The organism is Streptomyces sp. NBC_01077, from assembly GCF_045162855.1.
Classification (GTDB): Bacteria; Actinomycetota; Actinomycetes; order Streptomycetales; family Streptomycetaceae; genus Streptomyces.
The window spans coordinates 5,483,290-5,506,733 of sequence record NZ_CP108669.1; the positions used below are offsets into that span (position 1 = coordinate 5,483,290).

The following is a 23,444-nucleotide window of genomic DNA, read 5'->3' on the forward strand; positions in this document are numbered from 1 at the left end:
CATTCAAAAGCTTGGTAGATTCAAATCATTGGGTAAGGCGGGTGATGTGCTTGGAGGGTGACCGCTATGTGCAGGATTCTCGGCTCCTTCGCCGCGGGGGCGGCGGCCTACGCGGACCGCCCCGAGCCGGCCCAGCTCGCGGCGGTATCGGCCCGCCAACGCCACGGCGGACCCGACGAGCACGCCGTGCTCACCGGGCCCGGCTGGGCCCTCGGCTGCGACCGGCTCGCCGTGACCGACCCCTGCGGCGGGCAGCAGCCCTACCGGCTGCCCCACCTCCCCGGCATCCTCGCCGTCCTCAACGGCGAGATCTACAACCATGCCGAGCTGCGCCGCACCCTCGCCGGCCGCGGCCACCGCTTCCCCGACCGCTGCGACGGCACGCTGCTGCCCGCGCTCTACGCCGAGTACGGCCCCGCGTTCGCCGAGCACCTCGACGGCATGTTCGCCGTCGCGATCCTCGACCTGCGCCCCGGCAGCACCCAACTCGTCCTCGCCGTCGACGACATGGGCATGAAGCCGATCCATCTGCACCACGACCCGTACGACGGCTCCACCCGTTTCGCCTCCGAGATCCCCGCCCTCCTCGCCTTCGAAGGGGTACGGATCTCCCCGCGCGAGGACGCCCTCGACACCCTCCTCGCCACCCGTACGTCCTTCTCCACGCACACCGCGCTCGACGGCGTCAGCGTCCTGCCGCCCGGAGCCACCGCGTTCGTACGGCCCGGCGCCGCGCCCGTCGTACGCCGCCGGGGGCCCCACCGGACCACCCCCGTCGGCGACACCCAGGACGTCCTGCGGCACGAGGTCCGCCGGCTCGCCCAGGCCGAGGTGCCCGTCTGCGCCATCACCAGCGGCGGCCTCGACTCCGGGCTCGTCACCGCGCTCGCCGCCGAACACGCCCGCGAGACCGACGCGCCGCCGCTGCACACCTTCCACCTCACCTACCGGGGACGGTGGCCCGACTCCGAGGCCGCGTACGCCCGTTCCGTCGCCCGACGGACCCGGACCGTGCACCACGAGGTCGCCGTCGACCCCGACGAGATCGGCTCCCTCCTCACCCGGACCGTCCGCCACCTCGGCCAGCCCAACGCCGACCCCATCACCCTCTCCACGTACGCGCTGTTCCGCGCCGTCCGCGAGAACGGCTTCACCGTCGCGCTCACCGGCGACGGCGCCGACGAACTCTTCGGCGGGTACGACCGGATGCGCGCCGCGCTCGCGGCCCCGGCGGGTGCGGACTGGGCAGGCGCCTACGCGGACGCGCTGTCCGCCGCGCCGCGGCTGCTCCGAGAGCACCTCTACACCGCCAACTACCGCGCCCACATCGCCGATCAGGGCTCGGCGGCCGACCGCATCGAGCAGGAACTGCGCTCGGCGGAGGCCGTCGGCGAGGACCGGCTCACCGCGATGACCGCGTTCGAGACGCGCTGGCGGCTGCCCGCGTACCACCTGCGGCGCGTCGACCACCTCTCGATGGCGTGGGCGGTCGAGGCGCGGATGCCCTTCTGCCAGCCGGCGGTGGTGACCCACGCGCGGGGCCTGCCGACGGCAGCGCGAACGGGGAAGCGGGCACTGTACGAGGCGGGGGAGGAACTGCTCCCCTCGGCGATCCTGCGCCGCCCCAAACAACCCTTCACCCTGCCGCTGTCGGCGATGCTCGCACCGGGCAGCCCGCTCCTGGAAACGGTCCGCGAGCTCCTCTCCCCGGCCCGTCTGGTCCTGGGCGGAAAGGTCCGCGCGGACCGCGTCCAGAAACTCCTGACCCGCCACCTGGAACGCCCCTCCCACCACGACGCCCAGGCACTCTGGGCCCTGGCCGTCCACGAGCTGTGGACGGAGGTGGTCCAGGGCATGAGGATCCCGGTCGGCTGTGCGGCCTGACCCCCCGGCGCCACCCCCGTGCGGGCAACCGTCCCTCCCCCAGGCTCCGTCCGGGGGGACCCCCACCGCCCCTGGGGGTCCCCCCGGACGGAGCCTCGGGGAGGAACGTACGCCCACAACGGGGGTGGAGGGCGCCGTCGTCCGCGCCCACGACGCCCCCGGCCCCACCCTCGTCCTCCGGCTCGACCACCTGCCCCTCGGGGTGCTCGCCCTCGGCGGGGAGTTGGCGCGGTTGCGTCAGGCGCTCGCCCGGACGCCCTACGCAGGCATCGGCAAGATCGCGCTGTACGGGGCCACAGGACGCGACCGGCTCGACTACCGCTTCGTCCAGGCCCTCCCCGCCGCCGGCTTCGACTTCCGTACCGGCTGCGGGCATTCCCTTCTCGCCTGCGTCGTCGCCGACGGCCGCCCCGGGCCCGTCACCGTGCGCGCCGTGACCACCGGCGACACCGTTCTCTGCACGCCCGAGCCGCAGCAGGACGCGTACACCCTGCACTTCCTCCGCCCCCCGACCGCCCCCGGCACCCTCCCCACCGGGCGGCCCGTCGACCTCCTCGACGGCACCCCCGTCTCCCTCGTCCGGTACGGCAACCCGTACGTCTTCGTCGACGCCCGTCATCTGAGGTCACCGGACGACCTCGACCGGCTCCTCTCCCTCCGTGCCCACGCCGCCCGTCTCCTCGGGCATCCACCCCACTCCGCCCTTCCGAAGATCGCCGCCTTCACCGCCGGCCCCGACGGCCTCTCCGTCCGGGCCCTCACCGTCGGCGGCTGGCACCCCCGCCTCGCGCTCACCGGCGCCGCCGCCCTCGCCGCCGCCGGCGCGCTCGACGGGACCGTCGTCCCGCCCGTGGAGGGCGAGGTCCGTACCCCCGGCGGTACCGTCACCGTCTCCACCGAGCCCGACCGCGTCCGCGTCCACCACAAGCGCGCCGAGCTGCTCGAAAGGCTCGTGCTGCCGTGGCGTATCCACGCAACGGCGTGAATGCGCACCCCTCTCACCAGGCCCGGAGTCCCTTTCCTCTGCCACGCTGAAATGGACCGGCAATCGGTATCCGTGGGGAGAGCAGACACACATGAAATTCGAGAATCTGCGTGTCGTCGTGACCGGAGCGTCCCGCTATTTCGGTCGCGCGCTCGCCGTCGGATTCGCGCATCTCGGCGCCGAGGTCTATGTCTCGGCGCGGACCGTCGAGGCGGCCGAACGCACCCGAACCGAGGTCATGGGTTCGGCCCGTGACCGTATCCACGCCTTCGGCTGCGACCTCAGCAAGCCCGCCGAGATCCGGGAGTTCGCCGCCCGGGTCGGCGAACGCACCGACCGCGTCGACCTGTTGGTCAACAACGGCGCCCGCTGGCTCGACGGCATGGACCTGGAGGCGGCCAGCGACGCCGAGATCGTGGAGACGATCGAGTCGACGGCCGGCGGCACGGTCCTGATGGTGAAGCACTTCCTGCCGTTGCTGCGCGGCTCGCTGCGGCCCGACATCGTCAACATGGTCGCCGTCCGCGACGCCGAGGGCGCCTCCGCCGCGGCCGCCGGCGCCGCCCACGAGGCCTTCTGGGCGGCGAAGAGCGCCCAGGCCGGATTCGCCGACATCCTCTCGCGCCGGCTCCGTCCCTCCGGCGTCCGCGTCTTCTCGCTCTTCCCGCCCGACTTCTCGACCTCCGACCCGCGTTTCGCGGAATGGGACGGCTCGAATCCGGACGGAATAGCACCCGACGAGAAGCTGACGACGCAGGCCCTTTTCGAATGCATCGTCTACGCGGTCGAGCAGCCCCGCGACTGCTTCATCCGTTCCTTCCACTTCGAGCCCCGCTGAAGCCCACCGCACCACAGCGTCAAGGAGGTCCCAGTCCCATGAGCACCCCCGTCTGGATCACCGCGACCCCTCCCGCCACCCATGGCGAACTCCACATCGGCCACCTCGCCGGGCCGTACGTCGCCGCCGACGTCCTCACCCGCTATCTGCGCGCGGAGGGCGAGGCCGTCCGGTTCACCACCGGTACCGCCGACCACGCCAGCTCCGTCGAGGTCCGGGCGCTGCGCCACAACCGCAAGCCCGAGGAGGTCGCGGAGGGCTACCGGGCCGCGATCACCGCGGACTGGCTGCGCTCGGGCGTGGAGTTCGACCACATCGTGCGCCCGCGCCGCGACAAGGGGTACGGACGCTGGGTGCAGGACCTCTTCGGGCGGCTCTTCGCGCAGGGTGTCATCGCCCCGCGCACCCGCCTGCTGCCGTACTGCGAGCCGTGCGACCGCTGGCTGCACGGGGCGCACGCGACCGGCACCTGCCCGCACTGCGGCGCGGTCAGCGACGGCGGCATGTGTCACGAGTGCGCGCGGCCCAACGACGGCGGCGACCTCATCGGCGCCCGCTGCGCGCTCTGCCACACCCCGGCGGTGGCCCGTCGCTGCCGCCGGCTCTACGTACCCCTGGAGCCGTTCCGGGAGACGCTCGCCGACTACTGGGCGACGGCCGGGCTGCCGCCGCGGCTCGCCGCGCTCTGCGAGTCGCTCGTCGAGGACGGCCTGCCGGACATCGCGGTCGGCCACCCCGCCGAGTGGGGTCTGCCGGTGCCGGTCGAGGGATTCCCCGACCACCGCATCGACGGCTGCTTCGAAGCGGCCGCGATGCACCTCTTCGGCTACGACGTGAAGGGCCCGCTGCCCCGCCGCGCGATCCACTTCTGCGGCTTCGGGCACGCCTTCTGCCATGCCGTCCTGCTGCCGGTGCTGCTCCTCGCGCAGGACATCAAGCTGCCGCAGGACTTCAACGTCAACGAGTCGTACGTCATCGAGGAGGGCGTCCAGGAGGGCAACGTCTGGGCGCTCGACCTGCTCACCGAGTTCGGCTCCGACACCCTGCGCCGCCATGTCCTGCAGGCCCGCCCGCTGGGCCGGCGCACGGTCTTCCATCGGGAGCGGCTCGCGACCGCGCGCCGGGAGCTGGACGAGAACTGGAACAGCTGGCTGTCCCGGCTCTTCGCCGCCGTACGGGAGGAGTGCGACGGGCTCGCCCCGCAGGCGCTGCCCGGCGGCACGGGCTGGGAGATCCTGGAGCGGCGGCTGCACCGGGGCGTCGACGATCTGCGTGAGGCGTACGGCCCCGATGCCTTCGACCCGCGCCGGGCGGTCGCCGTCCTGGACGAGATGGTCCGCTCGGCCGCCGACTTCGGTCACGTCAACGCCCACGAGCGCTGCCGGCCCAGCACATCCTGCCGTCATCTCCCCGCGCTCGCAGCCCAGTTGGCGGTTGCCTCGGCCCTGTCGGCGTGGTCGCGTCCGGTGATGCCGGAGGGCGCCGACCGGCTGGCGGCGGCGCTCCAGGCGACGCCGGGCCGCCCCGTCGACTGGCACGCCCTGACGGCCCCCCTCCCGGGGACGCGCCTGGCACCCCCGTCGGGCCCTGTCTTCGGATTCTGACCCTCCCCCCGACCCCCTACTACTAAGCAACTAAGTACCTCAGTAATTGGGCAACCGAGCAACCGAGCAACCGAGTAACCGAGTAACCGACTGACCGAGTAAGCGAGCAAACCGGTAAGCGTCCGAGTTCCCACCCTGCCGCGTGACCGTGCGCGCGCGAGCGACGCGCAGGGACACGTGGCCCCCCACTCCTCAGGAGCCCCTCGTGTCCCTGCGCGTCGCCATGCTCAGCGTCCACACCTCCCCGCTCCACCAGCCCGGGACGGGGGACGCCGGCGGGATGAACGTCTACATGGTCGAGTTGTCCCGCGCCCTGGCCGAACAGGGCGCCGAGGTCGATCTGTTCACCCGCTGCCGGGGCGAGGGCGCGCCCCCGCTCGTCGAACTCGCCCCCGGCGTACGGGTCCGTCATCTGCACGCGGGGCCGCGCCAGGCGCTGCGCAAAGAGGCGATGCCCGACCTGGTGGTGCCGTTCTCGCTGGCTCTGCTCAAGGAGGAGCGGCGCTACGACCTGGTCCACTCGCACTACTGGCTCTCCGGGCAGGCCGGCCGGATCGCCTCGGTGGGCTGGCGGATCCCGCTCGTGCACACCGCGCACACCCTGGCCCGGGTGAAGAACGCCTCGCTCGCCGCCGGTGACACCCCCGAGCCGGAGCTACGGGTCCGGGGTGAGCTCCAGGTGGTGGGCGCCGCCGACCGGTTGATCGCCAACTCGGCCGACGAGGCGGAGGCGCTGCGTTCGCTGTACGGGGCGGAGGGGCCGCGTACCGAGGTCGTCCGCCCGGGGGTCGATCTGCGGACCTTCCACCCGGGGGACGGCCGGGCGGCGGCGCGGGCCCGGCTGGGGCTTCCGGCCGATGCGTTCGTTCCGCTGTACGCGGGCCGCATACAGCCGTTGAAGGGCCCGGACGTGCTTGTACGGGCGATCGCCGAGCTGCTGCGGGAGTCCCCGGACCTGCGCCGCCGGCTCCTCGTGCCGGTGGTCGGCGGGCACTCGGGTGCGACCCGCGAGGGGACGGCCTGGCAGCTCGCCGCGGAGCTGGGGGTGACGGATGTGCTCCGGTCCTGCCCGCCCGTACCGCAGGCGCGGCTCGCGGACTGGTACCGGGCGGCGGACGTCCTGGTGGTGCCGTCGCGCAGCGAGTCCTTCGGTCTGGTGGCCCTGGAGGCGCAGGCCTGCGGTACTCCGGTGCTCGCGGCGGCGGTGGGCGGGCTGCCGACGGCGGTGTGGGACGGGGTGACGGGGCTTCTGGTGCACGGTCACGACCCGGTGGAGTACGCGCGCCGGCTGCGCTGGCTCGCGACGCACCCGGAGGCGGTGGAGACGATGGGGGAGGCGGCGGTGGGGCATGCGCACGGGATGAGCTGGCGTGCGGCGGCCGCGCGGACGGTCGAGGTGTACCGGGCGGCGCTGGCGGAGACGCGCCGGCCGGTGCTCTTCGGTGCGGAGCGGGTGGTGGGGCAGGGGCGGCGGCACGCCCCTGCCCCGGCGGCCCCTCTCTCCTGGAGGAACGAGAAGGCCGTAGCACAAGTCTAGCACCTCTTTTGGTTCGACCAAAGATATGGAGGGCTCCGGATGCTCCAATTCCGTTGTGTGGATGGCGGATTGACGCATCCACGCCATGGCGAGTCCACGCAGAGACGAGCTATGGATTCGATTCGAGGGCCGGGACAGAATGGAGATGTCTTCAGGGAACGCCCGGCGGCACGGGCCCCCGGAAGGCGGAATTCACATTCCAAGTCCTGGAGGAATCATGTCCGTTGCGCAGAACACCGGCATCCGCAAGGCCGTCCGTCAGCTCCTGGTCGCGGTGGCGGCCTGTACCGCCGTCGCGGGCGGCGCCACCTTCGCCGTCGGCTCCGACATGGACCACCCGGTCACCCCCCAGACCGTCGCCGGCGTCGCCGAGGACAACGGCTGGCCGGTCGTTCCGCCGAAGCCCACCCCCACCAACTGACGTCGCCTCTTGGCAATTTCATCCCGCGGATTCTCCTGGGGGATCCACCCGGGAATTCCTGCGCCGCCAGGCCCCGCAATCGCTGCCACGATTGTGGGGCCTCGGTATTTCCCCCGCACCCCGCCGATCCTCGCACCCCGCCGATCCCCGTTACCGCGTAGACCCCCTTTACCGCGCCGATCCCCACATCCCCGTCGAACCCCGTACCGCGATCCGCGTATCCCCCGCCGATCCCCGAATTCCCGCGGTCAGTCCAGCCAGCCGAGCCGCACCGCACGCGCCCCCGCCTCGAAGCGGCTCGTCGCGCCCAGCTCCTGCATCAGCTCCGAGATCATCCGGCTGACCGTCCGCAGCGACACCCCGAGCGTGCGCGCGATCCGCTCGTCCTTCATGCCCGAGGCGAGCATGTGCAGCGCCGCCCGCTGCTGCTCCGAGAGACCGTCGCCGCCCGCCTCCGCCGTCGCCTCGTTGCCGTACGGGGTCGCCGTGTGCCAGCAGTGCTCGTACAGACTCAGATACGGCCGCACGAGCGCACTGCCCCGCGCCAGGATCGCGCCCTCGCCGGGCTCCTCGGGCCTGATCGGCACCAGGGCGAACTGATGGTCGGCGATGATCAGGTTCATCGGGACCACCGGGGCGAGGCGGATCTCCACGCCCAGCTCCGCCCGCTGCCCCAGGAACTTCTCCATCTCAGGGTCCGTGGCCTCCTGCCGGCCGTAGATGGCCCGCACCCGCACCCCGTTGGCGATCTGCCGCCGGTCCCGGTCGAGCATCCGGTCCGGGTTCTGCCGCCCCGGCGTCCCCGGGTGCAGCGCCGCCGAACTCTCCTGCATCACATCGGTGATGTCCTCGATGGCCTGCTGGATCCTGCGGTAGTCGGTCAGCGCCTCGACGTGCGCCTCCGCCTTGGTCAGCGCCTCGGCCCGCAGATAGGAACCGGCGAGGATCTCCAGCGTGCTGTACGCCTCGTCCGCCTCGGCCAGATGCTCCCGCAGCCGCTCCCGCTCACGCTCCAGCAGCCGGAGCAGCGCGATCTCCGGGTCGATCGCCGCCACCGTGTCCGTCTCGGAGCGCCAACTGCCGTCCTGTACGGCGGCGATGGTGGCGTGCGCCTGCCCCGTCGGCACGATCAGGCCCAGGCTGAGAAGTTCGCCGCGACATCGCTCGTACTCCTCCGCTGCGAGACCGAGTTCCCTGCGGACCTCCTCGAAGTCCGAGACGCCCCGGCGGCGCAACTCCTGGTACACGGCCAGCAGGACCTCGGTCGCGCCGTCCCCGATGCCGTCGCCCGCAGTGACCATGGCGAAGTGACCCCCTCATCCTCCGAGTCGCCCCGCCCTCACCTTGTCATACGGCTCGGCGGGAGTCCGTCGTGCAATGCCCGTACCCGTACCTGCACCTACCGTGCCGCACTGGAACTCCTCGTACTAGGCCCCCTGTTCGGACCCCTCGCCGTCGAGCAGACCGAGCCGCGCCGCCTTCACGCCGGCCTCGAAGCGGCTCGCCGCGCCCAGCTCCTGCATGACCTCCGAGAGCAGCCGGCTGACCGTCCGGAGCGACACCCCCAGGCTGCGCGCGATCTGCTCGTCCTTGATGCCCGAGGCCAGCATGTGCAGCGCGGCCCGCTGCTGGTCGGACAGGCCGTCGCCACCGCTCTCGCCGGGCTCCTCGCCGTACCGGGAGGCCGCCTGCCAGCAGTACTCGTAGAGCGCGAGGTAGGAGCGGACGAGGCCGGGGCCGCGGGCCAGGATCGTGGCCGAGTCCGGGTCGTGCGGGTCGGTCGGCAGCAGGGCGAAGTTCTCGTCGGCGAGGACCATGTTCATCGGGACGACGGGGGAGAGGCGCAGCTCGACGCCGAGCGCGGCCCGGTCGGCGAGGTGCTGGGTCATCTCGGGCACGGTGCCCACCCGTCGGCTGTACATGGCGCGGACCCGCACCCCGCGGGCGGCCCGGAAGCGGTCCCGGTCGAGCTCGGCGGCCATGTCCTCACGCCGTACGGACCCGGTGTGCATGACGTGGACGGCGGTACGGACGGACTCCGTGAGCTCGGTCAGCTCGCGCAGCACCCGCTGCGGGTCGGTGACGATCTCCACCTCGACCTCGGAGCGGGGGGCGGCCCCGGCGCGCAGGAACGGTCCGGCGAGGGCTTCGAGGGCGGTGTGCGCCCGGCTGGTCGCGGCGAGGCGGTCCTGGAGCCGGTCACGCTCCCGGCGGAGCAGCCGCAGCAGGGCGACGTCGGGGTCGACGACGATGTGGGCGCGGTTCTCCGGACCCTCGCGGTTCTCCCGGCTCTCCGGTCTCTCGCGGCTCTCCGGGCTGTGCCGGGCGTCGGAATCCGACAGGTCCTGAGGGGCGGTGAGGCCTAACGAGGCGAGTTCCTCGCGACATCGCTCCCGCTCCTCGGCGGAGAGCTCCAGACGGTCCGCGGCCTGGTCGATCGAGGTGCCGGGGCGGGTGCGGAGCTCCTGGTAGACGGCGAGAGCCTGCTCGCTGCCCACGCGGGACACGGCGGCGTTTCTGGACACGGCGCAGCAGACTCCCCTCGGATCCACGCGGATCCTGTTGAATCGCCCCGCTAGACCCTGCCACAAAATCGAACGACACGCACGGAGTTGACCGCCGACGCGCATGCGGACGACCGGCGGCTCCCGCGCACCCGACTGCGGCTCAGGCGGCGGGGGCGCTCGCCCGGCAGTCGGGGCACAGGCCCTTGAAGACGACCTCCGCGTCGTCCACCCGCCACTGCGGCAGGGCGCCCTTGGGGGGCGCGGGCCTGGTCGCCGCGACGTTCTCCACGCGGCCGCACACCGTGCACAGCGCGTGCTGGTGCGCCGGTCCGGAGATCTCGAAGACCGCGGGCAGGCCGGGCCGGTCGAACTTGCTGACCAGGCCCGTCTCCTGGAAGTGCCGCAGCATCTCGTACACGGCCTGGCTGGTCAGCGTGCCGAGTCGCTCGCGGGCGGTGGTGGTGATCGCCTCGACGTCGAGATGGCCGCCGGCGGCGAGCACCGTGAGCACCTCCAGGCGCGGGCCCGTGACCCGCAGCCCGACGTCGCGCAGGCGCTGGATCACCGCCTCGCGGCCCGTCAGCTCTTCCACGACTGCCATCTTCTCCGCCCGCCACCTGGTCGGCTCAAACTTTTGTGGGCATCGTACCTCTTGCTCGTCAACCTCGTCAGGTGTGCTTGTCAACCTCGTCAGGTGCTTCTCGTCCGTCCGTTCAGTCGTCCGTCCTGCACACGAGCAGGACGGACTCGGTCCGCTCGTCGATCCGGTGCCGCCGCCGGCCCTCGATGTGCAGGCCCGCGGAGTGCAGCTCCGCCGCGAGTCGCTCGGGATCGACGATCCACTTGTCGGTGGTCAGCACGACCCGCTCCGTGGACAGCTTCCCGGTCCTGGCCGCGTAGTACGTGATCCGCTCGCTCATCGACGGCAGGTCGAAGACCTGCCGGGCCACCACCCACTCGTCGATGCCGTCGAAGCGGGGCACCTGGAACGCCCAGGTCCGCTGCGGCTCCGCGATCAGCCCCGGCAGCTGGTGCGCCGTGTAGTCGAGGGCGAGCGCCCCACCCGTCTCCAGATGGGAGGCCACCTCCCGCAGCAGCTCCGGCCGCCGCGCCGGGGGCACGGCGGTGACCATCGCGCCCGCGAGCAGCGCCAGCCGGTAGCTGCCGTCGAGCCGCAGTTCGGTGAGGTCCGTCCGGTGGGTGACGACGAGCCCGGCCACCTGCGGACCGATCCGGCGGGCCCAGCTGTCGAGGCGCTCCAGGGCCGAGGCGTCCCGGTCCACGGCTTCCACGGCGAAGCCGTGCCGGGCGAACGGGACGGCGAGCCGCCCGGCGCCGGAGCCGAGGTCCAGAACGGGTCCGCCGGTGGAGCGGGCGAGGCTGAGGTACCGGACGATGTCCGCGCTGTGCGGGCCGAGCAGGGCGTCGTGCAGCCAGACGGAGTTCTCGTCGGCGGGGGAGACGGATTCGAGCCCGGGAAGGGTGTCCGGGGTGACCCGGACGCCGGCCCCGGGGGCGGGCTCCTGCTCCCGGCCGTATCGGGACGGCAGGACCGGAGCGAACGCTGCGGGCACGACGGGCAGGGAAGTGCCGCTCGGTGTGTGCATCGCTCCTCCAGGGGCTCGCTCGGTCCATGCCGTCCGGACGAGGTACCCGTGCCGCCGGGACCGCGCCGCTGGACCCATCCTGACCTCGGGAGGGAACCCCGATCCACCGGATCGGGCTGCGTGAACACGCGATGGCGTGGATCTGCCACGCCCAGGAGTCCGGCTCTCGCTAGAGCGTTCTGCTCCAGCGCCTGGGGGAGAGGGCCGCGAAGCCCAGGTAGGTGTAGAAGGGCAGCGAGGGGTCCGCCTCCGCGGGGAGTTCCACCCGCTGGGCCTTGGCCCCGAAGCTCCGCATCCGGTCCGTGGCCGCCGTCAGCAGGGCCGTACCCACACCCCGGCGGCGGGAGCCGGACGCCACGGCCAGGGCGTACACCTCGCCCTCGCCCGGCACCGGGACACCGCCCGCGGCGACGCCGACGACCGTGCCCTCCGTGTCGGTCGCGACGAGCCAGCCGAGCCAACCGGGCGCGCCCCCAGGAATTTCAATTTCCGCGCGTATGCGGGGGAGTGCGCATTGTGCGGAGATCAGTCTCCGCATCGGGATTTCGTCCAGGATTCCCGCGTAGCTGCTCCGAATGACGTCGGCAAGCAGCCTGGATATCGTCGTCGCATCGCCGGCCGCGGCCGTCCGAACGCCAGCCAGCTGCATTGGTTTTGTACCCTTCGACGTGCCGAGCCCGATCCCCAACGTACCCACAATAGCGGGGAATTCAGTTGTTCGTGACCGATGCGAAATCTACGAATTCGCTTAGTAATTAGGGTCGTTCGGCAGGTCGGACGTGCTGAAGCGAGTAAATTATCCGGGGAAGGAACAGCAGGCGACGATCAAGGGAGTCATCGCGAGCCCGGCGGCCGCGATGGTCATGAGGCCGCGCAGGACGGGATGTCCGGCGCTGTGCGGAGCGAGGATGCGCCGCATCCGCAGGGCCGCCGAGGGGCCGCCCGCCGCGAACGCGGACCGGGGTGCCCGCCCCGAGGCCAGCGCGTACAACGCCGTGGCCAGCGCGTCCCGCGTACATCGGCGCAATGCCCGGTCGTCCGCCGCCATTTCGAGGAGCAGGGGTACGGAACCCCCGCCGTGCCGTGCGAGCGGCAGGCGCGAGAACACCGCCGCGAAGGCCTCCGACGCGGCGACCAGGAGATGGTGGCGCCCCGCGATGTGCGCCCGCTCGTGCGCGAGCGCCGCCGCGAGCTGGGCGGGGGTGAGGGTGTCCAGCGCGCCCGAGGAGACGACGACCCGGCGCGAGCGCCCCGGCAGGCAGTACACGGCCGGGCGCGCGTCGTCGAGGACGGTGGCCCGCAGGGCGGGGTCGTACCGTCCGACGAGCCGCAGCACCCCCGCGTGCCGCACCCGCACCCGGCGGGCCCGGACCAGCCGGCGGGCGAACGCGGCGGCGGGCAGCGAGAGGACGGCGAGGGAGAGCGAGAAGGCGAAGCGCTCGCGCCCGTCGAGGCTCAGGAGCTGCTCGACCGTGGGCGGCCGGAGCCCGAACATCATGTCCGCGAGACGGTGGCTGCTGTCGCTCGACAGGACCAGCTGGGCGGGCAGCAGGGCGGTCGCGGCGGCGAAGGCGGCCCCGCACGCGGCCCACACGCCGAGGGCGAGCCGGGGCGCCTGCTGGGCCCAGCGTGCCCGGACGAGCAGCCAGGGGATGAGGAATCCGCTGAGGACGGCGAGGCCGAGTGGGACGAGGACGTGGTGGTTCACGTTCACGCGCCGCTCCCGCCACCGAGGTGCGGGTCCTGGTCGCCGCGGGCGGCGCGGAGGGCCGCGTCGAGGGCGTCCATGTCCTCGTCCGAGATGACCTCGACGAACCGCAGGAGGGCGGCGGGGCGGTCCTGGCTGTCGCCGAGGGCGTCCCGCATCAGGCCCGCGGTGTACTCCTCGCGGCTGCGGACGGGCTCGTACAGCCAGGCCCGGCCGGCCTTCTCGCGGCGGAGCCAGCCCTTGCGGTGCAGAATGTCCGCGACCGTCATGACGGTCGTGTAGGCGACCCGTCGTCCACGGTTGATGTCGTCGACGATCTCGCGGACCGTGGCGGGCCGCTGCCAGGCCCACAGCCGGTCCATGATCTCGGCCTCCAGCTCTCCCAGCCGGCGCACGTGCATCCCCTCCCCTTGCGGGCGGCTCATCGTACGGGCCGCTCCCCTCGCTCAGGTATACCCCCCAGGGGTACGCTGGCGGGATGTCGACCCTCATGAAGAACCGCCCCTGCGCGAAGGTCTGCGACTCCGGTCCGCCCGGAACGGTGGAGCTGGTGCTCCTCCGCCAACTGCTCGGCCTCTGTCTCCGGCTGAGTCTCACGCTGTCCGCCGACTGCCCTTCACGCAAGGGCGGTTGATACTGCGCCGCTAGTCCGTCATGTCCGGATCAGCCGGGCGATCGCCTTCGACGCCTCGCCCACCTTCACCTTCGCCTGGTCCCCGCCCTGCGCGATGGCCTCCGTGACGCAGCAGCTCAGGTGCTCGTCGAGCAGGGCCACCGCGCAGGACTGGAGGGCCGCGTTGATCGCGGAGACCTGGGTGAGGACGTCGATGCAGTACACGTCCTCGTCGACCATCCGCTGCACCCCCCTGACCTGGCCCTCGATCCGGCGCAGGCGTCTGATGATGTCTTCCTTGTGCTGTCCGTAACCGGCCACGACGGGCTCCTCGGAGATTCGGCGGGGAAAGGGCGGGTCCGTCGGCGGGTCCGTCACGGGATCCACCGACGGACCCGTCGATCACTGGATTCCGTCAGCGGTCGGCGGCCTGGAAGCCCCGCAGGCGGAGGCTGTTGCCGACCACGAAGACCGAGGAGAAGGCCATGGCCGCGCCCGCGATCATCGGGTTGAGCAGTCCGGCCGCGGCGAGCGGCAGGGCGGCCACGTTGTAGGCGAAGGCCCAGAAGAGGTTCGAGCGGATCGTGCCGAGCGTCTTGCGCGACAGCCGGATCGCATCGGCCGCGGCCCGCAGGTCTCCCCGTACGAGGGTCAGGTCGCCGGCCTCGATGGCGGCGTCCGTGCCGGTGCCCATGGCCAGACCGAGATCGGCCTGGGCGAGCGCGGCGGCGTCGTTGACGCCGTCGCCGACCATGGCGACCGAACGGCCCTCCGCCTGGAGCTTCTTGACGACGTCGACCTTGTCCTGCGGCATGACCTCCGCGATCACCTCGTCGATGCCGACCTCGGCGGCGACGGCCTCGGCGACCGCCTTGTTGTCACCGGTGAGCAGGATCGGGGTCAGACCGAGCGCACGCAGCCGCTTGATGGCCTCGGCGCTGGTCTCCTTCACGGCGTCGGCGACTTCGAGGACCGCGCGGGCCTCGCCGTCCCAGGCCACTGCGATCGCGGTCTTGCCGGCCTTCTCCGCGGTGTCCTTCGCGGACTTGAGGTCCGCCGGGAGCGCCATGGCCCACTCGTCGAGGAGCTTCTCGCGGCCGACGAGGACGGCGTGGCCGTCGACGATGCCCTGGACACCGAGACCGGGGATGTTGGCGAAGTCCTCGGGGGTCGGGAGGGTCCCCACCCTGGCGGCGGCGCCGGTGGCGACGGCCTGCGCGATCGGGTGCTCGGAGGAGTGCTCCAGGGCGCCCGCGAGACGCAGGACGTCCTTCTCGTCCACGCCCTCCGCGGTGTGGACCTTGATGAGGGTCATACGGCCGGTGGTGACGGTGCCGGTCTTGTCGAGGACGATCGTGTCGACCTTGCGGGTGGTCTCCAGGACCTCCGGGCCCTTGATCAGGATGCCGAGCTGCGCGCCGCGGCCGGTGCCGACCATGAGGGCGGTCGGGGTGGCCAGGCCCAGGGCGCAGGGGCAGGCGATGATCAGCACGGCGACGGCGGCGGTGAAGGCGGCGGTCAGCCCCTGCCCCGTACCCAGCCAGAAGCCGAGGGTGCCGAGCGCGAGCGCGATGACGACGGGGACGAAGACGGCCGAGATCCTGTCGGCGAGCCGCTGGGCGGCGGCCTTGCCGTTCTGGGCGTCCTCGACGAGCTTGGCCATGCGGGCGAGCTGGGTGTCGGCGCCGACGCGGGTGGCCTCGACGACGAGGCGGCCGCCGGCGTTCAGGGTGGCGCCGGTGACGGAGTCGCCGACGGAGACCTCGACCGGCACGGACTCGCCGGTCAGCATGGAGGCGTCGACGGCGGAGGAACCCTCGACGACGGTTCCGTCGGTGGCGATCTTCTCGCCCGGGCGGACCAGGAAGCGGTCGCCGACCTGGAGTTCCGCGGTGGGTACGGTGACCTCGCGGCCGCCGCGGAGCACGGTGACCTCCTTGGCGCCCAGCTGCATCAGCGCCTTGAGCGCGGCGCCCGCCTTGCGCTTCGAGCGGGCCTCGAAGTACCGGCCCGCGAGGATGAAGGCGGTGACGCCGGCCGCGGCCTCCAGATAGATGTTCCCGGCGCCGTCGGTCCGGGCGATCGTGAACTCGAACGGGTGGGTCATCCCCGGCGTACCGGCCGTACCGAAGAACAGCGCCCACAGGGACCAGAGGAACGCGGCGATCGTGCCGACCGAGATCAGGGTGTCCATGGTGGCGGCGCCGTGCTTGGCGTTCGTCCAGGCGGCCCGGTGGAACGGCCAGGCGGCGTAGACGACGACGGGCGCGGCGAGCGTGAGGCTCAGCCACTGCCAGTACTCGATCTGGAGCGCCGGGACCATCGCCATGGCGATGACCGGCACGGCGAGCGAGACGGCGGTGATCAGCCGCTGCTTGAGGGGCCGCAGCTCCTCGTCGGCCTTCTCCTCGTCGGAGAGGCCCTCCGGGCCGCCGGGGGTCTCGGACCTCGGGGGCGCGGGCTCGGCGGCGGTGTAGCCGGTGGCCTCGACGGTGGCGATCAGGTCGGCGACGTCGATGTCGGCGTCGAAGGTGACCTTCGCCTTCTCGGTGGCGTAGTTGACGGTGGCCTCGACCCCGTCCATCCGGTTGAGCTTCTTCTCGATACGGGCCGCACACGAGGCGCAGGTCATGCCGCCGATGGCGAGCTCGACCTGGGCGGTGCCCGGTGTCGTGGTTGTCATAGCTCTTCCTGCTCCTCGTGAGTACGGGGGTGTCGGGGGCCGGGGCCCGGGCGTGGTGGGCGGGCCCCGGCGGCCGAGGGGGCTGTCGGTCAGGCGCGGCCGGTGAGCTCGTAGCCCGCGTCGTCGACCGCCGCGGTGATCGCCGCGTCGTCGGGCTCGCCGCCCGTGGTCACGGTCACGAGGCCGCCGGCGACGTCGACGTCCACCGAGATGACGCCGTCGAGGGCGCTGACGGACTTGGTGATCGCGGTCTTGCAGTGCCCGCAGGTCATGCCGGAGACGGCGTAGACCGTGGCGGTGCTGTCGACGACCGCGACGGCGGTGGCCTCCGTGGTGGTCGAGCAGCTGTTGTCGGGGGTGCAGCAGGAGCCCATGGCTTCTCCTCGGTCGGTTCCGGTTCGGTTCCGGGTCACTTCCGGTCCCTGGATACCCTCGGGGGGTATCGGCTTCGGTTCCATGTATACCCCCCTCCCGTATCTGACGCAAGCAGTTCCCCGACTTGACTTGATACCCCCCATGGGTATGGTGAAGTGCATCGAACGGCCACCGACGCCGCCATCACCCACGTACGGGAGAGCAGCCATGAACACCGGAGTGAAGATCACTGCCTATGCCGCCGCGCTCGCCGCGACCTTCGGGGCCGCGTACGGGGTGGGCACGGGCGTCGGCCCCGTCGAGGAGCCGAAGAAGGCCGAGCACGGCGAGCACGCGAACGCACCCACGCCCTCGAAGAGCGCGGCGCCCGACGGCCACGCCGGGCACGAGGAAGGCGCCGCCACCGACAAGACCGCCCCCGCCGCCGACATCCCCGGCGGCCTCCAGGTCTCCGAGGGCGGCTACACCCTGGCCATGGAGACCCCCGTCCCCACCGCCGGCAAGAGCGTCCTGAAGTTCTCGATCAAGGACGCGACCGGCAAGAAGGTCACCGCGTTCACCACCGAGCACGGCAAGGAACTGCACTTCATCGTCGCCTCGCGCGACCTCAACACCTTCCGCCACCTGCACCCCGTGAAGGCGGCCGACGGCACCTGGACGACCCCCGTCGACCTCCCGGCGGCCGGCGGCTACAAGGCCTTCGCCGACTTCAAGCCCGCCGCGCCCGGCGCCCGGGGCATCACGCTCGGCGCCGACCTCTCCGTACCGGGGGCGTACACGCCGAAGCCGCTGCCCGCCGTCACCCCGGCCTCCACCGTCGACGGCTACCAGGTCCGCCTCGGGGGCACCCTGAACCCCGGCAAGGCCGGCGAACTCCGGCTCACCGTCACCAAGGCCGGAAAGCCGGTCACCGACCTGGAGCCCTACCTCGGGGCGTACGGACACCTCGTCGCCCTGCGCGACGGCGACCTCGCCTACCTCCACGTGCACCCGAACGAGGGCGGCCCCGGCCCGGACGTCTCCTTCACGGCGACGGCACCCAGCGCGGGCACGTACCGTCTGTTCCTCGACTTCCAGCACGAGGGCAAGGTGCGGACGGCGGCCTTCACCGTCACGACCGGCGGGGCCACGGCCGGCGCCAAGGCCCCCGTTCCCGCAGCCGGTGGGGCCACGCACGATGCGGGAGGCCACGCGCACGGCTAGGCTGGTCATTGGACTAGACCTATAGCCGTCATTCATGGAGGAATGGGCTCGATGAGCAACCGTGCAGTCCTTGAGGTGATCGCCCTCGACGAGGAAGACGCGGTCGCTGCCCAGACCGGTGGAGCCGACCGGCTCGAACTCGTCACCGACATGGCGGCGGACGGACTCACCCCGTCCCGGACCGGCTTCGCCGCCATCCGCGCCGCCGTCGACATCCCGCTGCGCGTGATGCTCCGCCTCACCGACGGATTCGCGGCCGGCGACGTCGACGCCCTCGTCGGGCGGGCCCTGGACCTGCGCGAGGCGGGCGCCGACGAGTTCGTCCTCGGCTTCCTCACCCCCGACGGCGAGCCCGACCTGGTCGCCGTCGAGCGCCTCATCGCCGTCCTCGACGGCGCCCGCTGGACCTTCCACCGGGCGATCGACCGCGCCGCCGACCGCGACGGACTGCGCAAGCGGCTCGCCGACCTGCCCGGCCTCGACACCTACCTGACGGCCGGCGCCGCCACCGGCGTCGACGACGGCCTCGCCACCCTCAAGGCCGAGGCCGCCCGCACGGGCGAGCCCGGCTACGAGGCCCGGATCCTCGTCGGCGGCGGCCTCCGCCTCGACCACCTCCCCGAACTGCGCGCGGCGGGCCTCGACGCCTTCCACATCGGCGGCGCGGCCCGCCCCCAGGGCTGGGCGGCCCCGGTCTCGGCGGCCGCGGTACGGACGTGGCGCGAGGCGCTGGACGCGTAAGGGGTACCGGCCTCGAGGCGGTCACCGCCCGAGGCGGCCCATGCGATCCAGGCCGGGGAGGCCGGCCGGCGCCTCGCGGACGCGGGCGCCGAGGTCGGCCTCGCCGACCTCGCCGCCCGCACGGCCCGGGCCCTGGAGGACCTCGCGGACTTCTACCGCCGCCGGCCGAAGAAGGCCCGCGCACGGCGCTGGGCGGGAGCCGACTGGGCGGAGCCGAAATCCCCTCGTCGTCAGGGTGAACGGCCATTAGCCTCGCCCCCATGGCCTCCTCCCCGTCCTCCTCTCCGATCGACGCCGCCCTCGTCGCGCGTCTGATCGCCGCGCAGTTCCCCGAGTGGGCGGGACTTCCCGTGCGGGAGGTGGACTCCGCCGGTACCGACAACGCGATGTTCCGGCTCGGGGACGAGTTCGCCGTACGGCTGCCGAAGGTCGACTGGGCGGCCGGTCAGGCCGAGAAGGAACAGCGCTGGCTCCCGCGCCTCGCCCCGCACCTGCCCCTGCCCGTCCCCGTACCCCTCGGGCATGGCGTACCCGGGGAGGGCTTCGACCGCAGCTGGTCCGTGTTCGGATGGCTCGACGGCGCCGACGCCTTCGCCGACCCGATCACCGATCTCGGCCACGCCGCCGTGGAGTTGGGCCGCTTCGGCGCCGCGCTCCGCACGGTCGACGCGACCGGCGGACCGGCCTCCTTCCGGGGCGGGCCGGTCACGGCGTGGGAGAAGGGCGGCATGGCGGTCGCGATCCGCGACCTCGGGGCCGACGGAACGGTCGACGCGGAGCTCGCGACGGCGGCGTGGGAAGCGGTGCTCCGGCTCCCGCAGTGGCAGGGCGCTCCCGTCTGGATCCACGGCGACCTGCTGCCCGGCAACCTCCTGGGCCGCGAGGGCCGGCTCAGCGCCGTCATCGACTTCGGCGGCCTCGGTACGGGCGACCCGGCCTGCGACATGATGCCCGCCTGGACCCTGCTCACCGCCGACACCCGCCCCCTCTTCCGCGAGGCGGCCCGCGTCGACGACGCGACCTGGGCGCGCGGGCGGGGCTGGGCCCTGACCTGGGGCCTGGTCACCGAGTACTTCTACCGGGGGAAGAACCCGGTGCTCGCGGCGGTCGCCCACCGCACCCGCACCGAGGCCCTGGCGGAGTACGCGGCGTCGATCACGTCTTAGCGGACGACGTCGAAGACGTTCTTCTGAATGCCGTTGGCGTACACCTCGTGCTCGACGAGCTTCAGCTTCTGCGTGTCCTTGTCCGCCTCGCTGAAGAGGCGCTTGCCCGCGCCGAGGAGCAGCGGGAAGACGAGCAGGTTGTACCGGTCGATCAGGCCGGCGTCCGAGAGCGACCGGCCCAGCGAGGCGCTGCCGTGCATGATGATCGGACCGCCCTCGGTCTCCTTCAGCGCGGCGACCTCGTCGAGCGAGCGCAGGATCGTGATCTCGCCCCAGTTGTCGACCAGGTCGTCCTCGGAGAGGGTCGTCGAGACGACGTACTTCGGCATCGCCTTGTAGCGGGCGAAGTCCTCCATGTCGGGCCAGACGGCGCTGAACGCCTCGTAGCTGGCCCGGCCGAGGAGCATCGCGGCGGCCTCCTCCTGCTCCTGGCCCTTGAGCGCGTACGCCTCCGGAACGAACTCCATCTCCTTGAAGGTCCAGCCCGAGTTCCGGTAACCGACCTCGCCGCCGGGGGCCTCCACGACACCGTCGAGCGAGACGAAGACGGAGCTGATCAGGGTGCGCATCTGGGTTCTCCCGTGAGGTCATGACTGCCGCTGAGCACTGGCGCTCAGCAGCAACTACAACCTATAGACCGGAGACCGGGAAGAAACTCATCGCTCGTCCGCGTCGTCTTTCGGGGAGGTGCAGGGTCCGGCGCGAGCCGGACGGTCGCACCGCTCACACCTGCTCCAACTGTGAGGGAATCGGGGCCGAGTGAAGCACCGTCAGGCCGGACACGGCACGGGTCAGCGCCACGTACAGACGCCGCAGGCCCGTCCGTTCGTCGGGTTCGCCGTCGACAACGGCGGCCGGCTCGTCCAGAACCACGTAGTCGTACTCCAGACCCTTCGCGAGCGAGGCCGGGACCAGGGTCAACCGGGACTCGGCCGTCGTCTCCTCGCCGGGGGAGAGGTACGCGAGACCGGCGGCGGTCAGGGCCTCGGTGAGCGGCGCGATCCGGGCGTCGGCCGCGATCAGGCCGACGGAGCCCTCATGGGCCAGCGCCTCGACGCAGGCCGCGACGACGTCCTGGTCGAGCGCGTCCGTGTGGCGTACGTCCAGCGAACCGGGATTCTCACGCACCGACTCCACCGCCGCGAGCCCCGGTGACATGTGCGGAAGGAGCCGGGAGGCGTACGCGATCACCTCACGCGGCACACGGAAACCGGCGGTCAGCTCCTCCACCTGCGCCTCCGGCTTCCCCAGGTGCCCGAGCGCCTCCGCCCAGCTCGACGTCGCCCACGGAGTCGTGCCCTGCGCCAGGTCGCCGAGGATCGTCGCCGAACCGGTCGTGCAGCGCCGGCCCACCGCCCGGTACTGCATCGGCGACAGGTCCTGCGCCTCGTCGAGGACGACATGGCCGAGCGAGTGCGTCCGCTCCACCAGGTCCCGCGCCTCGTCGATGAGGACCGCGTCCGCCGCCGACCACTTCGCCGTCTTCACGCTCCGGGCCGGCTTCGTCCACAGCAGCAGTTTCTGCTCGTCGCCGGTGAACAGCCCCTCGGCGTGCTCCGCCAGGAACTCCGGGTCGCCGAGCAGCCGGAGCACCAGCTTCGCGGGCTCCACCAGCGGCCAGCACTCCTTCACGACGGCCTTCACGGCCGTGTTGCGCGCGACCGCGTTCTGTACCCGGTCGTCGGGCGCCTCGCCCGCCTGCTCCATCCGGACCAGGACCGAGTGCGCGATGCGCTGCGGAAGCGCCTCGCGGGCGGCCCCGTACCGGATGTCGCGGTCCATCAACTCCTGGACGATCTCCTCCAGTTCGTACGCGGGCACCCGCCAGCGGCGCGACCCGCGCACCACCATGAGGGACTCCTTGGGCAGCGCGAGGTGCGAACGCACCGCGCGCCGCAGCAGCTCCGCCATCCGGGCGTCGCCCTTGACGACGGCGGTGGCGGCCTCGTCCGTCCCCCGCACCTCGACCTGGCCGCCGACGAGATCGTCGACGGTCGCCTGCTTGACCTCCAACTCGCCGAGCGCGGGCAGGACTTGCTCGATGTAGTGCAGGAAGGACCGGTTCGGCCCGATGACGAGCGTCCCGGTACGGGCGAGCCGCTCCCGGTGCGCGTAGAGCAGGTACGCGACACGGTGCAGACCGACCGCGGTCTTACCGGTACCGGGGCCTCCCTGCACGCACACGGTCCCGGAGAGATCCGACCGGACGATCCCGTCCTGCTCGGGCTGGATCGTGGCGACGATGTCCCGCATGGGGCCGACGCGGGGACGCTCGATCTCGGCCTGGAGCAGCCGGCTGGTCCGCTCAAGCTCCGCCGGGTCGGAGAGGTGCTCGTCCTCGTACGCGGTGAGCTCGCCGCCCGTGTAGCCGAAGCGCCGGCGCAGTCCGACGTCCTGCGGATCCTTCTTCGACGCCTGGTAGTACGGCTGCGAGACCGGCGCACGCCAGTCGATCACCATCGGGTCGCCGTCGGCGTCGTGGACGTGCCGCCGTCCGATGTAGAAGCGTTGCCCCTCCTGCGTGGTGTGCAGGTAGTCGAGCCGCCCGAAGAACAGCGGGGTGTGGGACAGGTCCGCGAGCGCCTTGATCCGGTCCTCGATCTGCCGCCCGAGCACCACCGCGTTCACCCAGTTCGCGGTGACGTCCTTGATGTCGAGCGCCTCCACGTCCTCGCGCATCGCGCGCAGGGCGGCGCGGGACGAGGTCAGATGGGCGCGCTCGCGGGTGAGGGGATCGTCGGGAACGGGCACAGGCACGGTCACGGACACGGTGGAGCCTCCGGGGCGGGTACACGGACACGTCGAGGTGGCCGCCGGTTACCGACCGGGCGGCAGCTCTCCACGAAGGGAGGCGGGGAAGCTGGCGAGTGTAACTCCTGAGCGGGGCGGGGAGCGAACGAATTCCCCCCGTATCCACCCCGTAGGGGACGGGGTCCGCCTCACGTCGGACCCGACCGCCGCCCCGGTTCACCCCCCAGAGCGATGTGTTCGGAATGTCCGGATTCCATCATGGATACATGACCGCGACGACCTTCACCCTCGTGACCACCGTGACCCGCCCCCGGGTCCGCCCCCTCGACACGGCCTTGCGGGCGATACGCGCCTTCGGCGGCGCCGCGGCCGGCGTCGTCCTCCTCGGCGACTACGGCCCACCGGAGGCCGGCGTCAGGAACCCGCGCCCTGAGTACGCGCCGGGCCCCGACTGAGTACGAGAACGCCTACCGGCCCTCTCGCCCACCCTGATGTGATCAGGCCATGACGACGCCCGCCCCCGCCCCCGCCTCCACCGCCCCGAACACCCGCGCCCTGCGCCTCACCGCCGCCGGCGGATTCCTCTTCCTGGCGGTCTGCTTCGTGGCCACCGTCGTGGTGGTGCTCGAAGACGCCATCGGGGGAGACGGCGCCGCGACGGGATTCATCACCGCCGGCTTCTGGGGCCTGGGCCTGGGGGCTCTCGCGGGCGTGGCCGCCCTGATCGCCCCCCGCAAGGGCCTCGTGATCGCCCAGTACACCCTGGCGATCACGGCCCCGCTCCTGGCCCTCATGGACTAGGGGGCGTCCGGCGGATCACC

The 23,444-nt window shown here is 72.3% G+C and carries 24 protein-coding genes; 12 read left to right on the plus strand and 12 right to left on the minus strand.

Annotated features, from left to right (window positions below; genetic code table 11):
* Nucleotides 1-66: 66 nt before the first annotated feature.
* The 6 genes from asnB to OG462_RS24870 all read left to right on the plus strand — a co-directional run bounded on the left by asnB (nt 67) and on the right by OG462_RS24870 (nt 7,269).
* Nucleotides 67-1,884: an asparagine synthase (glutamine-hydrolyzing) gene (asnB, locus tag OG462_RS24845; protein ID WP_406060838.1), complete on the plus strand. Its 1,818-nt coding sequence runs from the start codon at nt 67-69 to the stop codon at nt 1,882-1,884.
* Between the two features lie 124 nt (nt 1,885-2,008).
* Nucleotides 2,009-2,869, plus strand: a complete 861-nt coding sequence (locus tag OG462_RS24850) for a hypothetical protein (RefSeq protein ID WP_406060840.1) — start codon at nt 2,009-2,011, stop codon at nt 2,867-2,869.
* Nucleotides 2,870-2,960: 91 nt separating this feature from the next.
* Nucleotides 2,961-3,707 carry an SDR family oxidoreductase gene (locus tag OG462_RS24855; RefSeq protein WP_406060842.1) on the plus strand — a complete coding sequence of 249 codons (747 nt, stop codon included), beginning with the start codon at nt 2,961-2,963 and terminating at the stop codon, nt 3,705-3,707.
* 38 nt (nt 3,708-3,745) lie between these two features.
* Entirely contained in the window at nt 3,746-5,311 is a 1,566-nt protein-coding gene (locus OG462_RS24860; protein ID WP_406060844.1) for a class I tRNA ligase family protein, read from the plus strand.
* Nucleotides 5,312-5,534: 223 nt separating this feature from the next.
* Entirely contained in the window at nt 5,535-6,848 is a 1,314-nt protein-coding gene (mshA, locus tag OG462_RS24865) for a D-inositol-3-phosphate glycosyltransferase (RefSeq protein WP_406066697.1), read from the plus strand.
* A gap of 217 nt (nt 6,849-7,065) precedes the next feature.
* The gene (locus OG462_RS24870) at nt 7,066-7,269 is read left to right on the plus strand and encodes a hypothetical protein (RefSeq protein ID WP_406060846.1); all 204 of its coding nucleotides are present in this window, start codon (nt 7,066-7,068) and stop codon (nt 7,267-7,269) included.
* A 248-nt stretch (nt 7,270-7,517) separates the two neighbouring features.
* Here OG462_RS24870 and OG462_RS24875 read toward each other — a convergent pair whose 3' ends face one another.
* The 7 genes from OG462_RS24875 to OG462_RS24905 all read right to left on the minus strand — a co-directional run bounded on the left by OG462_RS24875 (nt 7,518) and on the right by OG462_RS24905 (nt 13,486).
* Nucleotides 7,518-8,570 (minus strand): LuxR C-terminal-related transcriptional regulator, encoded by a 1,053-nt coding sequence (locus tag OG462_RS24875; protein ID WP_406060847.1) that lies wholly within the window; start codon nt 8,568-8,570, stop codon nt 7,518-7,520.
* A gap of 126 nt (nt 8,571-8,696) precedes the next feature.
* Nucleotides 8,697-9,794, minus strand: a complete 1,098-nt coding sequence (locus OG462_RS24880; protein WP_406060849.1) for a LuxR C-terminal-related transcriptional regulator — start codon at nt 9,792-9,794, stop codon at nt 8,697-8,699.
* 142 nt (nt 9,795-9,936) lie between these two features.
* Nucleotides 9,937-10,377 carry a Fur family transcriptional regulator gene (locus OG462_RS24885; RefSeq protein ID WP_406060851.1) on the minus strand — a complete coding sequence of 147 codons (441 nt, stop codon included), beginning with the start codon at nt 10,375-10,377 and terminating at the stop codon, nt 9,937-9,939.
* A 112-nt stretch (nt 10,378-10,489) separates the two neighbouring features.
* Entirely contained in the window at nt 10,490-11,383 is an 894-nt protein-coding gene (locus OG462_RS24890; protein WP_406060853.1) for an SAM-dependent methyltransferase, read from the minus strand.
* Between the two features lie 169 nt (nt 11,384-11,552).
* On the minus strand, nt 11,553-11,921 hold the full coding sequence (locus OG462_RS24895) for a GNAT family N-acetyltransferase (RefSeq protein WP_406060855.1): 369 nt from the start codon (nt 11,919-11,921) through the stop codon (nt 11,553-11,555).
* Between the two features lie 258 nt (nt 11,922-12,179).
* Nucleotides 12,180-13,097, minus strand: a complete 918-nt coding sequence (locus OG462_RS24900; RefSeq protein ID WP_406060857.1) for a M56 family metallopeptidase — start codon at nt 13,095-13,097, stop codon at nt 12,180-12,182.
* Entirely contained in the window at nt 13,094-13,486 is a 393-nt protein-coding gene (locus tag OG462_RS24905) for a BlaI/MecI/CopY family transcriptional regulator (protein WP_406066699.1), read from the minus strand. The genes OG462_RS24900 and OG462_RS24905 overlap by 4 nt, the downstream gene beginning before the upstream one ends.
* 83 nt (nt 13,487-13,569) lie before the next feature.
* Here OG462_RS24905 and OG462_RS24910 point away from each other — a divergent pair, with 83 nt between their 5' ends.
* The gene (locus OG462_RS24910) at nt 13,570-13,725 is read left to right on the plus strand and encodes a hypothetical protein (RefSeq protein WP_406060859.1); all 156 of its coding nucleotides are present in this window, start codon (nt 13,570-13,572) and stop codon (nt 13,723-13,725) included.
* 18 nt (nt 13,726-13,743) lie between these two features.
* Here the strand turns inward: OG462_RS24910 and OG462_RS24915 are convergent, their stop codons facing one another.
* The 3 genes from OG462_RS24915 to OG462_RS24925 all read right to left on the minus strand — a co-directional run bounded on the left by OG462_RS24915 (nt 13,744) and on the right by OG462_RS24925 (nt 16,761).
* Entirely contained in the window at nt 13,744-14,025 is a 282-nt protein-coding gene (locus OG462_RS24915) for a metal-sensitive transcriptional regulator (RefSeq protein WP_015035316.1), read from the minus strand.
* Nucleotides 14,026-14,119: 94 nt separating this feature from the next.
* Nucleotides 14,120-16,387, minus strand: coding sequence for a heavy metal translocating P-type ATPase (locus OG462_RS24920; protein ID WP_406060861.1), 2,268 nt, complete (start codon nt 16,385-16,387; stop codon nt 14,120-14,122).
* Nucleotides 16,388-16,476: 89 nt separating this feature from the next.
* Complete coding sequence (locus tag OG462_RS24925) at nt 16,477-16,761, minus strand: heavy-metal-associated domain-containing protein (protein ID WP_406066701.1); 285 nt, start codon at nt 16,759-16,761, stop codon at nt 16,477-16,479.
* Nucleotides 16,762-16,969: 208 nt separating this feature from the next.
* On the opposite strand from OG462_RS24925, the gene OG462_RS24930 reads away from it, so the two are divergent.
* From OG462_RS24930 to OG462_RS24940, 3 genes are all read left to right on the plus strand, one after another.
* On the plus strand, nt 16,970-17,965 hold the full coding sequence (locus OG462_RS24930; protein ID WP_406060863.1) for a hypothetical protein: 996 nt from the start codon (nt 16,970-16,972) through the stop codon (nt 17,963-17,965).
* A 51-nt stretch (nt 17,966-18,016) separates the two neighbouring features.
* The gene (locus tag OG462_RS24935) at nt 18,017-18,706 is read left to right on the plus strand and encodes a copper homeostasis protein CutC (RefSeq protein WP_406060865.1); all 690 of its coding nucleotides are present in this window, start codon (nt 18,017-18,019) and stop codon (nt 18,704-18,706) included.
* Nucleotides 18,707-18,966: 260 nt separating this feature from the next.
* Nucleotides 18,967-19,872: an aminoglycoside phosphotransferase family protein gene (locus OG462_RS24940; RefSeq protein ID WP_406060866.1), complete on the plus strand. Its 906-nt coding sequence runs from the start codon at nt 18,967-18,969 to the stop codon at nt 19,870-19,872.
* Here the strand turns inward: OG462_RS24940 and OG462_RS24945 are convergent.
* Complete coding sequence (locus tag OG462_RS24945) at nt 19,869-20,441, minus strand: dihydrofolate reductase family protein (protein ID WP_406060868.1); 573 nt, start codon at nt 20,439-20,441, stop codon at nt 19,869-19,871. The two genes, OG462_RS24940 and OG462_RS24945, sit on opposite strands and share 4 nt — an antisense overlap.
* A 154-nt stretch (nt 20,442-20,595) precedes the next feature.
* Complete coding sequence (locus tag OG462_RS24950) at nt 20,596-22,629, minus strand: HelD family protein (RefSeq protein ID WP_406066703.1); 2,034 nt, start codon at nt 22,627-22,629, stop codon at nt 20,596-20,598.
* A 260-nt stretch (nt 22,630-22,889) separates the two neighbouring features.
* Here OG462_RS24950 and OG462_RS24955 point away from each other — a divergent pair, with 260 nt between their 5' ends.
* Together OG462_RS24955 and OG462_RS24960 are read left to right on the plus strand one after the other, a co-directional pair.
* On the plus strand, nt 22,890-23,078 hold the full coding sequence (locus OG462_RS24955; protein WP_055601050.1) for a hypothetical protein: 189 nt from the start codon (nt 22,890-22,892) through the stop codon (nt 23,076-23,078).
* A 49-nt stretch (nt 23,079-23,127) separates the two neighbouring features.
* Complete coding sequence (locus tag OG462_RS24960; RefSeq protein ID WP_406060870.1) at nt 23,128-23,424, plus strand: hypothetical protein; 297 nt, start codon at nt 23,128-23,130, stop codon at nt 23,422-23,424.
* The last annotated feature ends 20 nt before the right edge of the window (nt 23,425-23,444 follow it).